Annotated in this window: 12 protein-coding genes; 5 read left to right on the top strand and 7 right to left on the bottom strand. The window is 59.2% G+C overall.

Annotated features, from left to right (window positions below):
- The first annotated feature begins 7 nt into the window (after positions 1-7).
- The 5 genes from ureE to FHW68_RS16035 all read left to right on the top strand — a co-directional run bounded on the left by ureE (position 8) and on the right by FHW68_RS16035 (position 3761).
- On the top strand, positions 8-508 hold the full coding sequence (gene ureE, locus FHW68_RS16055) for an urease accessory protein UreE (RefSeq protein WP_095634041.1): 501 nt from the start codon (positions 8-10) through the stop codon (positions 506-508).
- Positions 505-1179 (top strand): urease accessory protein UreF, encoded by a 675-nt coding sequence (locus FHW68_RS16050; protein WP_183681235.1) that lies wholly within the window; start codon positions 505-507, stop codon positions 1177-1179. Before ureE ends, FHW68_RS16050 begins: the two co-directional genes overlap by 4 nt.
- Positions 1180-1230: 51 nt before the next feature.
- Entirely contained in the window at positions 1231-1845 is a 615-nt protein-coding gene (gene ureG / locus FHW68_RS16045) for an urease accessory protein UreG (protein WP_095634039.1), read from the top strand.
- A gap of 30 nt (positions 1846-1875) precedes the next feature.
- Complete coding sequence (locus tag FHW68_RS16040) at positions 1876-2448, top strand: HupE/UreJ family protein (protein ID WP_183681233.1); 573 nt, start codon at positions 1876-1878, stop codon at positions 2446-2448.
- Positions 2449-2633: 185 nt separating this feature from the next.
- Complete coding sequence (locus FHW68_RS16035; RefSeq protein ID WP_183681231.1) at positions 2634-3761, top strand: AGE family epimerase/isomerase; 1128 nt, start codon at positions 2634-2636, stop codon at positions 3759-3761.
- Positions 3762-3881: 120 nt separating this feature from the next.
- Here the strand turns inward: FHW68_RS16035 and FHW68_RS16030 are convergent, their stop codons facing one another.
- The 7 genes from FHW68_RS16030 to FHW68_RS16000 form a co-directional block, all read right to left on the bottom strand.
- The gene (locus FHW68_RS16030) at positions 3882-4643 is read right to left on the bottom strand and encodes an SDR family oxidoreductase (protein ID WP_095634036.1); all 762 of its coding nucleotides are present in this window, start codon (positions 4641-4643) and stop codon (positions 3882-3884) included.
- Between the two features lie 828 nt (positions 4644-5471).
- A complete protein-coding gene (locus FHW68_RS16025; protein WP_183681229.1) occupies positions 5472-6188 on the bottom strand; it encodes an ABC transporter ATP-binding protein in 717 nt (238 codons plus the stop codon).
- The gene (locus tag FHW68_RS16020; protein ID WP_183681227.1) at positions 6185-7060 is read right to left on the bottom strand and encodes an ATP-binding cassette domain-containing protein; all 876 of its coding nucleotides are present in this window, start codon (positions 7058-7060) and stop codon (positions 6185-6187) included. Before FHW68_RS16020 ends, FHW68_RS16025 begins: the two co-directional genes overlap by 4 nt.
- Positions 7057-8340: a high-affinity branched-chain amino acid ABC transporter permease LivM gene (gene livM, locus FHW68_RS16015; RefSeq protein WP_095634033.1), complete on the bottom strand. Its 1284-nt coding sequence runs from the start codon at positions 8338-8340 to the stop codon at positions 7057-7059. The genes FHW68_RS16020 and livM overlap by 4 nt, the downstream gene beginning before the upstream one ends.
- A gap of 3 nt (positions 8341-8343) precedes the next feature.
- Complete coding sequence (locus tag FHW68_RS16010; protein WP_008068915.1) at positions 8344-9258, bottom strand: ABC transporter permease subunit; 915 nt, start codon at positions 9256-9258, stop codon at positions 8344-8346.
- Positions 9259-9498: 240 nt separating this feature from the next.
- Positions 9499-10632, bottom strand: a complete 1134-nt coding sequence (locus FHW68_RS16005; RefSeq protein ID WP_095634032.1) for an ABC transporter substrate-binding protein — start codon at positions 10630-10632, stop codon at positions 9499-9501.
- A 363-nt stretch (positions 10633-10995) separates the two neighbouring features.
- Entirely contained in the window at positions 10996-12279 is a 1284-nt protein-coding gene (locus FHW68_RS16000) for an FAD-binding oxidoreductase (protein ID WP_183681224.1), read from the bottom strand.
- Positions 12280-12340 lie beyond the last annotated feature (61 nt).

Raw genomic sequence — 12340 nt, 5'->3', positions numbered from 1 at the left:
CCTTCCAATGCTGGTGATTCATCGCAGAATCGACCCTCAACCCGTCTGGGCCGCCGAGTTGCACCTGACTTTCGAAGCCCGGAGCAAAAGCCGCTTGCGCTGTTTCAGTGCCGAGAATGAAGACGTCGGGTTGTTTCTGGAGCGCGGTCAGCCACCGTTGTATGACGGCGAATGCCTGCAAGCCGAAGACGGGCGCGTGGTTCGCGTCTGCGCTCGTCCCGAACATCTGCTGCACGTCACCTGCGCCAACGCTTTCGAACTGACCCGCGCGGCCTATCACCTGGGCAACCGCCATGTGGCCCTGCAAGTCGGTGATGGCTGGCTGCGCTTGCTCGACGATTACGTGCTCAAGGCCATGCTCGAGCAACTGGGCGCCAAAGCCGAGAACATCGAAGCGCCGTTCCAGCCGGAGCACGGTGCCTACGGCGGCGGCCATCACCATTCGCGCCATGGTGACGAGGGTTTCAACTACCCGCCAAAACTGCACCAGTTCGGCGTGCGTTTATGAACCCGGCCTGGGGGCTGCTGCGTCTGGCCAGCCCGCAGCTGCCGATTGGCGGCTACAGCTATTCCCAGGGTCTGGAGATGGCTGTGGATAACGGCCGAGTGGACGATCCCGACAGCGCGCGACGCTGGATCAGCGATCAGTTGCTGCTGAACCTGGCGCGTTTCGAAGCGCCGCTATTGCTCGCTCATTGCACTGCTGCGGCCCAAGAGCACTGGGCCGAACTGCTGCAACGCTGCGAAGAACATCGCGCTAGCCGCGAAACCCGTGAGCTGCATCAGGAAAGCCGGCAGATGGGGTATTCGCTGAAGCAATTGCTCAACGGTTTACCGGAACTGGATGCGCCGGCCCGAAACTTTCTCGACCAATGCCCGGAACCCCACCTGGCCCTTGGCTGGGCGCTGGCGGCGCGCGCCTGGCAGATCAGCCCGCACGATGCGCTGGCCGCCTGGCTCTGGAGCTGGCTGGAAAACCAGTTGGCGGTGCTGATGAAAACCCTGCCCCTGGGCCAGCAAGCCGCACAGCGCCTGACCAGCGAATTGTTGCCGCTGCTGCAACAGGCGCAACAAGACGCCACCCGAATCAATCCCGAACACTCTGGCAGCGCCGCTTTCGGCCTGTCCCTGGCGTGCATGGCCCATGAGCGTCAATACAGCCGTCTGTTCCGTTCCTAGGGCCTTTTATTTTGGGCCTTTTATTTTGGGCCTTTTATTTTGGAGAACCACATGAACACACAACCTCTGCGCATCGGCATCGGCGGCCCGGTCGGCTCCGGCAAAACCGCCCTGACCCTGGCCCTGTGCCTGGCCCTGCGCGACCGCTACAACCTCGCCGTCGTGACCAACGACATCTACACCCGCGAAGACGCCGATTTCCTGGTGCGCAACGAAGCCCTGGCACCCGAGCGGATCATCGGCGTGGAAACTGGTGGCTGCCCGCACACGGCGATCCGCGAAGACGCCTCGATCAACCTCGAAGCCGTGGATCAATTGAACCGGCGCTTCCCGGGGCTGGACCTGATTCTGGTGGAGTCCGGTGGCGACAACCTCTCGGCGACCTTCAGCCCGGAATTGTCGGACCTGACCATTTATGTGATCGACGTTTCGGCCGGCGACAAGCTGCCGCGCAAGGGCGGGCCGGGGATCTGCAAATCCGATTTGCTGGTGATCAACAAGATCGACCTGGCGCCTCTGGTAGGCGCCTCCCTGGAGATGATGGACAGCGACACCCAACGCATGCGCAACGGCAAACCGTTCGTCTTCAGCAATCAGAAAACCGGTGAGGGCCTGGAAGCGATCATCGCCTTCATCGAACGCCAGGGCTTGCTGACTGCAGCCTGACCACACTTATCAACAAGGAAGCTTATATCCATGACACTGAAACGCATTCTGGGCGCCATGGCCCTGCTGCTGACGCCGGCCATCGCATTCGCCCATCCAGGCCACAGCGATAATGGCTTGATCGCCGGCATCAGCCACCCGATGGGTGGTCTCGATCATTTGTTGGCAATGGTTGCCGTGGGGTTGTGGGCGGCGCAGCAGAAAGGCATCGCGCGCTGGGCGCTGCCCTGCACATTCGTGGGCACTATGTTGATCGGCGGACTGCTGGGCTTTGAAGGGTTGAACTTGCCTGCGCTGGAAAGCGGGATCGCGACATCGGTATTGGCGCTGGGCCTGGCGGTCGCCCTGGCGGTGCGTCCGCCGTTGAGCCTGGCAATGGTTGCGACCGCATTATTCGCGCTGTTTCATGGCGTGGCGCATGGCCTGGAATTGCCGGAGATGTCGAGCCCTTGGGCCTATGCAGCGGGGTTTGTGGTAGCGACCGCAGCGTTGCATGCCGCGGGTTATGCGCTGGTTCGCGTCTTGCCTCAGGCCGCCGCGCCATTGGTTCGGCTGGCGGGTGCGGCTTCGGCGGCGACTGGGGTGTGGTTGCTCGCCGGTTGACTGCTTTATCGTCTGTTATGGCCTCTTCGCGGGCAAGCCTCGCTCCTACCGTTATTAATCGTACGTAATCCGGCCACAATCCCTGTAGGAGCGAGGCTTGCCCGCGAAGGCGGCCTGACAGACACCACGTCTCTCAGGCCTGCTAACATGTCGCGCAATTAACCCTGCCGTGACGACGCCAGCCAATGCCGCATGTTTCCCGCTCCGCTTCCCAGCCTGAATTGACCGCCTTGTTCGCCTCGGTGCAACAGCACTTTGAGAACGTGATTGTGCCGCTCTGGCAAGGCCCCGGCTGGAACGCCGACATGGCATTGCCTTATGAAGCGCTGGACGCCGAGCATCAGCCGCTGCCACCGCAGCGCTACCGGGCCATGGCTTGCGCGCGGCAGTTGTACCTGTTTTCCAGCCTGATTGGCCAAGTGCCCCAGGCCCAAGAGCGTGCGGCGGCGCTGTTCCGTTCGTTGCAACGGCATTTCCACGATGCCGAGCATGGCGGCTGGTTCTACAGCATCGACCCGCAAGGTGCGCCGCTGGATCAACGCAAAGACCTCTACACCCACGCCTTCATCCTGTTCGCCTGCGCCCATTATTGGGACAAGGTTCGCGAACCGCTGGTGGAGTCGGTGCTTAACGCCACGCTGGAAGTGTTGGCACAGCGCTTCGCCACAGGCGACGGCCTGTACGAAGCCAGCCTGGATCGTAATTGGTCCTCGCTCAACGCCGGGCCGCTGCAAAATCCATTGATGCATTTGGCCGAAGCCTTCCTTGCCATTCTTTCGGTACGCGAGGACGTTACTGTGCAGAACGCGCTCGTCGAGTTATGCACAGCCATGCAAAAGCGTTTTATCGATCCGCAACACGCGGTGTTGATGGAAAAGCCGCTCGGGGCTGTGGATAACTGGTTCGAGCCAGGCCACCAGTTCGAATGGTATTTCCTGCTGGAGTCCTCAGCGTTACTGCGCGATTCCAAACTGCATGCGTCGCTGGATCGCGCCTTTACGTTTACCGAGCAACTGGGGGTGGATCAGCAGACGGGGGCTGTGCGTGCGATGCTGGAACTGGACGACGCCCTTCGTGATGCGACCCAGCGCATCTGGGCCCAGGCTGAATACCTGCGCGCCCTGACCTTGCGCCCGGGCAGCGAAGCCGCTGTGCAGCGCCAATTGCAGGCGCTGCAACAGCGCTTTTTACATGCCGGCGGCTGGCATGAGTGTCGCGATGAGCAGGGTAACGTAAGCCGCAAGGACATGCCTTCGACCACGCCTTATCACTTGGCGACCTGCTATCGCGGGCTGGCCGAGTATTTGCGCTGACTGAGAGATTGCTTTCGCGGGCAAGCCTCGCTCCTACAGGTTTTGTGTCGTTCGTAAAATCGCGATTCAACACAAAACCTGTAGGAGCGAGGCTTGCCCGCGAACAGCTGTTACTCGGCCTTACGCCTTACGCTCAATCGCAAACCCGCTCCAGGTCTGGCTCACCGGCATCAGTTCAAGGCTGTTGATGTTGATGTGGGCCGGGGCGTTGAGGACCCAGAAAATGGTCTCGGCGATGTCTTGCGGCTGGATCGGCTCGGCGCCCGCGTAAGTGGCGTTGTAACGCTCCTGATCACCGGCGAAACGCACCAGCGAGAACTCGCTCTCGCACAGGCCCGGTTCGATATTGCTGACCCGCACGCCGGTCCCTTGCAGGTCACAGCGCAGGTTCAGGGAGAATTGTTTGACGAACGCCTTGCTCGCGCCATACACGTGGCTGCCCGGGTACGGGTAGTTGCCGGCGATGGAACCAAGGTTGACGATGCTGGCGCCACGACCGTGAGCGATCAAACGCGGCAACAACAGGCGAGTGCTGTACATCAGCCCTTTGATGTTGGTGTCGACCATGGTGTCCCAATCATCAAGGTCGCACTTGGGAGCCGGGTCCACGCCCAAGGCCAGGCCGGCGTTGTTGATCAGCCCGCGCAGCTTGGCGAAGGACGGCGGCAGGTTGGCAATCGCCTCCTCCATGGCCTTGCGATCCCGCACATCGAGTACCAGGCCATGAACTTCAGTCTGTTTCGACAACTCGGCGCACAGTGCATTGAGGCGTTCTTCACGACGACCTGTCAGTACCAGTTTCCAGCCGGCTTCGGCAAAACGACGGGCGCAGGCTTCACCAAAACCGGAAGTCGCGCCGGTAATAAACAGGGTGTTGGACATCGTGTTCTCCTTGCTTCGGCTGATCGACAGCCCTTGGAATAGAAAATCAGTTGCCAGCATGCCCGGCCTTGTCCACAGCGGCAACCATCGTAAAAACCGTACAAAAAACAATCAACACCGGCAACGCCATACGGCCTGTGGCTTGCAGCCATGTACGCGCACCTTATCCACAGGCCGGTCCACAGTTTCCGGGGGCAAGTACAAAAGCTGCAAGCCGCAGTCCACAAGGCTTTGCGGGCAGATTGGAAAGTTTTTTGCTTGACCCTCGGGGGCTCGCTGTGTAATCCCGGGCAATTTGCACGACCGGGCGGTCACACGGACGATGGCTCCAAGCCAGTAATTACGGCCCTCAGCCGACTCTTTCCAGAGTTTAACCACAGACTTATCCACAGGCTTGTCCACCTTGATTCATGCCTGGTTTGTTCCTAACAAAAAGGTTGACAAAGCTGGGTTTCGGTCGGGCAAAAACACCTGATCAAAAAACAACCATATCGCTGCAAGCCACGGATTCAAAGGCTTTCAGCCAGCTACTCCCACGTTATTCACAGCCCGCTCCACAGCAAACGGGGACAAGTCAAAACCGTGATAAAACAGCAATTTGCAGCGGCTTTATGTCGCGCTTCGAGAGGTCGTGAATATTGTTTTCCACAATTTCCCTTGACCTCAATCCCCGGTCCCGTGCAGGAGCTGCCGAAGGCTGCGAACTTTTCCACAGACACCTCAAAGCAAGATCAAAAGATCGCAGCCTTCGGTAGCTCCTACGGGGGATTCGGGCATAAAAAAACGCCCTGACGTTGAGCGGTCAGGGCGTTTTTTGGGCTCTTCGGTTTAGTGGCCGCCAAGGTAGGCGTTACGCACCTCATCGTTCACCAGCAACTCCTTGCCGGTGCCGCTGAGACGGATCTCGCCGTTGACCATCACATACGCCCGGTCCGACAACTTGAGGGCGTGGTTGGCGTTCTGCTCCACCAGAAAGATGGTCATGCCGGTGCTGGCCAGCTCCCGCAGAGTCGCGAAGATCTGTTTCACCACAATCGGCGCCAACCCCAGGCTCGGCTCATCGAGCAGCAACAGCTTTGGCCGGCTCATGAGCGCCCGGGCGATGGCGAGCATTTGTTGCTCGCCGCCCGACATGGTCATGGCCCGCTGGGTACGCCGCTCTTCAAGCCGTGGAAACAACTCGAACATGCGCTGCATGTCTTCCTTGACGTACTGGTCACCGATTGGAATCGTGCCCATCAACAGGTTTTCCTCGACGGTCATGTCAGGGAACACCCGCCTGCCTTCCGGCGATTGAGCGATGCCGTTGGACGCGATGTAGTGGGACGACTTGTGCGTGATATCCACACCCTGATAGATGATTTGCCCGTCAGCGGCCCGCGGCTGGCCGAAGATCGACATCAGCAAGGTCGATTTGCCGGCGCCGTTGGAGCCGATCAGGCTGACGGTTTCACCTTCATTGATGTGCAACGAGACTTTCTTCAGGGCCTGAATCGGTCCGTAAAACACGTCCAGATTCTTGAGTTCGAGGATAGGTTTACTCATACCACTTCCTCTTCTTCGGCGCCCAGGTAGGCGGCAATCACTTTCGGATCGTGTCGAATCGCTTCAGGCCCGCCCTCGGCGATGACAACGCCGTGATCCAGCACCACGATGTGGTCGGAAATACTCATTACCATGCCCATGTCGTGTTCGATCAGCACCACGGTCAGATCGTGCTCGTCGCGCAGCAGCCGGATCATCGCGCTCAGCGCTTCGGTTTCCTGAGGGTTGAGGCCAGCGGCCGGTTCGTCGAGACAGATGATCTGCGGCCGGGTGCACATGGCCCGGGCAATTTCCAGACGGCGTTGCTGACCATAAGACAGCTCGCCGGCCAGGCGGTTGGCGCAGTCCACCAGGTCCACCACTTCCAGCCAATAGAACGCATGGTCCAGCGCATCGCTTTCGGCTTTGCGGTAACCCTTGGTGTTGAGGATGCCGGCCAGCATGTTGCGGTTGACCCACATGTGCTGGGCCACCAGCAGGTTTTCCACCACCGACATTTCCTTGAACAGGCGAATGTTCTGGAAAGTCCGCGCCAGACCGGCACGGTTGATCAGGTGCGTGCCACCAAACATCTTGTAGTGAAGCCGGCTGATCAAGCTTTTTGGCGAAACGAAATCAACTGCCTTGAACGGTTCCCCGAGCATTTTGATGACGTCGGTTTTCACGCCATGGGCATTGAGTTCGATATGCCCGCCGGACGCTTTATAGAAGCCGGTCAGGCAGTTGAACACCGTGGTCTTGCCCGCACCGTTGGGACCGATCAACGCAAAAATCGAGTTGCGTTTGACTTGCATGCTCACGTTATTGAGGGCTTTGATGCCGCCGAAGTGCATCATCAGATTTTCGACCGAGAGAACGATTTCTTCGCTCATGGCGCCACTCCTTTACGTGGGATCACACCGCTACGGCTGATCCGGATCAGGCCGCGCGGTCGCCAGATCATCATCAACACCATCAGGATGCCGAACAGCAGCACGCGATATTCAGCGAAGCCACGCAGCAGTTCCGGGGCGACGGTCAGCACGAACGCCGCAATCACCACGCCGATGGTCGAGCCCATGCCGCCGAGCACCACAATGGCGAGGATCAGTGCCGATTCGAAGAAGGTGAACGAGGTCGGGTTGACGAAACCCTGATAAGTGGCGAAGAACACACCGGCCAGACCCGCCGTCGATGCGCCGATGGTGAACGCCGACAGCTTGACCAATACGTGATTCAGGCCCATGGAACGGCAGGCGATTTCGTCTTCGCGCAAGGCTTCCCACGCGCGACCGACCGGCATGCGGGTCAGACGGTGTTTGACGTACAGCACGCCCAGTACCACCAGGAACAACACCGCGTAGATGAAGTAGTACTTCACGTCCGGGTTATAGGCGATGCCGAAGAACTCATGAAACGGAACGCCTCCTTCCTTCGCTCTCTTGCCGAATTCCAGGCCGAAGAACGTTGGCAACGGTGCCGCCATACCGTTCGGGCCACCCGTCAGGGACAGCCAGTTATTGAGGATCAACCGGATGATTTCACCGAACCCCAAGGTCACGATCGCCAGGTAGTCACCGTGCAGACGCAGCACCGGAAAACCCAGAATGCACCCGGCCAACCCGGCAATGATTGCCGCCAGCGGCAGCACCGTCCAGAAACCCAGCCCCAGGTATTGATAACCGAGTGCCAGGCCGTAGGCACCAATGGCATAAAACGCCACATAACCCAGGTCGAGCAGGCCGGCCAGGCCGACCACGATGTTCAACCCCAGGCCCAGCAGCACATAGATCAGCCCGAGGATGACCACGCCCAGCAGGTAGGAGTTGGAGAAAAACGGGAACACCACGGCGATGACGATCATCACCGGGATGATCCAGCGCAAGCGGGATTTGTAATCGGGCGGCAGTACATGAACCCCGGAGCCAGTGCTTTCAAAGCCTTCGAGAATTCTCAGGCCCTTGGGGGTTTGCAGGAACAGGCTCAAGGCAAAGCGGCCGGCCATGACGATGGCGACAATCCATGCCACCCGAGTCGCTTCCAGGTTGAAACCGTAGCCGTCCAGAACTACGCCGACAATCGGGCCGAACACAATCAAGGCCACCAGGCCGGCAAGAATCGCGTCAACCAGGCTTCTTTTGAGATCAATGGTTTTTTTAGTGGTTGAAGACATCGCTTACACCTTCGACACAAGAGGACGGCCGAGCAGGCCTTGGGGCCGAAAGACCAGAACGAGAACGAGCAGCGAGAAGCTGAAAACGTCTTTGTAGTCCGAGTTGACCAATCCGGAGAACAGCGACTCGGAGATCCCGAGAATGATCCCGCCGAGCATTGCCCCAGGCAGCGAACCGATCCCACCGAGCACCGCGGCGGTGAACGCCTTGATGCCAATGATGAAGCCCGCGTAGAAGTCAAATGTGCCGTAGTTCATGGTGATCAGCACGCCAGCCAGGGCTGCCATCGCGGCACCGATGATGAACACGTAGGAAATGACGCGATCGGTGTTGATCCCCAGGATCGAGGCCATCTTGCGGTCTTGCTGGGTGGCGCGGCACATACGACCGAGCTTGGTGTACTTGATGACGTAGGTCAGCAGGGCCATCCCAACGAACGCGGCAACCAGAATGAAGATCTTGGTGTAGGTCAGCTGGACGAAGCCGGTCCCGACTTCAACTCGCCATGCACCGGTCAGTAACGTCGGTACGCCTTGTTGACGAGCGCCCTGGGAAATCTGTGCATAGTTTTGCAGGATCAGCGAAATACCGATGGCGCTGATCAGCGGTGCCAGTCGGGTGGAGTTGCGCAGCGGTTTGTAGGCGACGCGCTCGATGACCCAGCCATACACCGCCGTGACGATGATGGTGAAAACCAGTGTGCCAAGCATCAGCAGGGGGAAGGATTCAATACCGAAGTATGCCAGCAGAGCCAGACTGATTGCCGCGAGGTAAGCGGAAATCATGTAAACCTCGCCGTGGGCGAAGTTGATCATGCCGATGATGCCATAGACCATTGTGTAGCCGATGGCGATCAGGCCATAGACCGACCCGAGGGTCAGGCCGTTGACCAGTTGCTGCAGGAAAATACCATCCATAACGCAATCTCACGCAGTGAGAACCTGCACACCAGTGATGTGCGGTTCTTCTAGGAAAAATACAGATTTACGTCGGAGCAATGTCAGCCATGATCAGCCTGGCCCCACTGTTTCCGTGTGGGAGCGAGCCTGCTCGCGAAAACGGTTGAACGATCAACAAAGCCGCTGTCTGTCAGTCCGTCTTCGCGAGCAGGCTCGCTCCCACAGGGACTTGTGGGGTTCAACTGATCATGTCAGCCCTTACTTCTGTTTTTCCAGCTGGTGGTATTTGCCATCCTTGTCCCACTGGTAAACCACGTAGTCGGAGACTTTCAGGTCGCCCTTCTGGTCCCATTCCTTCTCGCCCATCACGGTTTTGACCTTGTTGGCTTTCAGCCATTTGGCCGCCGCTTCGCCATCATTCTTCTTGGCACCATTAAAGGCGGCAGCCAGGGCCTGGACCGAAGCATAGGCATACAGGGTGTAGCCTTCAGGCTCGGTGCCTTTCTTGCGGAACTCGTCCACGACAGTCTTGCTGTCTGGCAGCAGGCGTGGGTCGGCGCCGAAGGTCATCAGCACGCCGTCAACGAATTGCGGACCGCCAGCAGTGGTCACCAGTTCGTCGGTCACGATGCCGTCGTCGGACATGAACTTGACGTCTTTGAGGCCTTGCTCACGCAATTGACGAACCAGAGGACCGGCTTCCGGGTGCAGGCCACCGAAGTAGACAACGTCAGCGCCAGCGCCACGGATTTTGGTCACGATGGTGCTGAAGTCTTTTTCGCCACGGGTCAGGCCTTCATACAGCACCGGCGTTACACCGCGCTTGGCCAGTTGAGCCTTGGTTGCATCCGCCAGACCTTGGCCGTAGGTGTCCTTGTCGTGCAGGACCACCACTTTCTTGCCCTTGAGCACGTCGACGATGTAATCGCCGGCCACGATGCCTTGCTGGTCGTCACGCCCGCACATACGGAACATGGCACTCAGGCCGCGCTCGGTAACCGCCGGGTTGGTGGAACCTGGAGTGATCGCGATGATGCCGGCTTCGTCATAGATCTCGGAGGCCGGAATGGTCGACGAGGAGCAGAAGTGACCGACTACGCCAGCGACTTTCTGGTTGGTCAGGTCCTTGGCGACCGTCACAGCCTGTTTCGGTTCGCAGGCGTCATCGCCTTTGACCAGAACGATTTTTTCCCCGTTGACACCGCCAGCGGCGTTGACTGCATCAGCCGCTGCCTGCGCACCCTTCATGTACTGCTCGCCAAATGCCGCGTTGGCGCCCGTCATTGGACCCGCTACGCCGATCTTGATGTCAGCCTGAGCAAACGCAGAAACACCCAACGCAGTTGCCACTGCGAGGGCCAGAAAGCCTTTCTTGTAAAACGTCTGGGACATGAGGTGGTGCTCCAAGGTTTTTTTTAGTTGGCACTGCGACTTCACTGAATGCTCAGAGCAAGGGCCGTGCCATCGGTTTTTTATTCTGGGAAAAGTCGCTGCCTTATTGTTTTTTCGACTGTTTCGGGCCCATTTTCATTGGGCGTGCAACCGTCTAAACCGCGGGAGGTAAAACCATTTATTTTTAAAGGCGCAACCCGCACGCGCCATCATTGCAACCGCAGCGCCAAACGATGTGCAACCAGCCTGTAACAGCCCGCGTCACCGAACTGCACACTGCTGGTGCGGGACTGCTACAACCCGCACCATTACAGGCTAGCCGCTTCGCTGAAAAGCGCCGCTTCCAGCAACATATTTCAACAATCAGATGACGATCCGCAGGCACTGGCCCGCGTGATACAACGAAAATCCGGCCTCATACAGGCAGCTTCTCAGCCCCGCCCCCGCCAATGGCTGCATAGGTGCGAAAGGAATCGGCAGGGCCTGGGGATTTCCATTACACAGATAGTCGGCAAAGGCTTTGCCGACCACTGTACCGGTGGTCACGCCTCGACCGTTGTAGCCGGTGACGGCCACCAGCCCCGGTGCCGGTTCGAACAGGCGCATCAAATGATCCGGCGTGAAGGCGATGCAGCCGGTCCAGGTGCACTCCCACTCCACCGGTTTCAGGTACGGAAAGTAATGCTGCTGAACCCGGTCGGCCCAGGCTTTCAGAAACCAGGTCGGTTTCTGGTTGCCATTGCCGAGACTGCCGAGCAACAACCGCCCTTCGGCATCGCGACGGATACTGCTGAGCACCTGCCGGGTGTCCCAGGAACCCTGACCACCGGGCAGAATTTGCTGCGCGGCATCTTCGGTCAGCGGCACCGAAGCCACTTGATAGTAATAACCTGGGAAAAAGTTGCGCCGCAGCTCCGTCCAGTCACCTTCGGTGTAGGCGTTGGAGGCGATGACCACCTGCTCGGCCAGCACCGAACCCCGGGCGGTTTGCACCGACCAGCGCTGGCCCTGACGTTCGAGTCGGGTGACCGGGGAATGATCGAACAGCTGACCGCCAAGGCCGACGGCCGCGTTGGCCAGCCCCGTGGTGTAAGCCATCGGGTTGATCGTGCCGGCGCGCCGATCGAGCAAGGCGGCGGCGATCTTTTTGGTACCTGTGGCTTGTTCGCAGGCTTGACCGGTTAACAGTTCCACCGGTGCACCGCGACGTTTCCATTGTTCTTCGCGACTGCGCAGATCCGCTTCGCCACGCGCGTTGTGCGCCATGTGCAGCGTGCCTTCGCGGCGTAACTGGCAATCGATGTTGTATTTGTCGACCAGGCTGAACACCAGCGACGGCGCCGCCCCCAGCATGCGGTTGAGCTGACGGCCGATCGCCTCGCCGAAACCGGCTTCGATTTCATCCGGTGGAATCCACATCCCGGCATTGACCAGTCCGACGTTACGCCCCGAACCGCCATGCCCGGCGCGATGCGCTTCCAGCACACAGACACTTTTACCTTGTTCCAGCAGATGCACCGCCGCCGACAAACCGGTGAAACCGGCACCGATGACGCAGACATCCACCGTCACCTCGCCCTGGAGCGCCACATTATCGGGCCTTTGCGGCGTCAGTTTTTCCCACAGACACTCTTCGCGTAACGGCATTGCAAGCTCCTGTCGGAGCAGCTACAAGACGCAAGCTACAAGCTGCAAGCCAGTCTGCTTG

It is taken from the genome of Pseudomonas sp. Tn43, from assembly GCF_014192635.1.
In the GTDB taxonomy this organism is placed as follows: domain Bacteria; phylum Pseudomonadota; class Gammaproteobacteria; order Pseudomonadales; family Pseudomonadaceae; genus Aquipseudomonas.
This window is presented reverse-complemented; position numbering and strand designations above follow the sequence as displayed.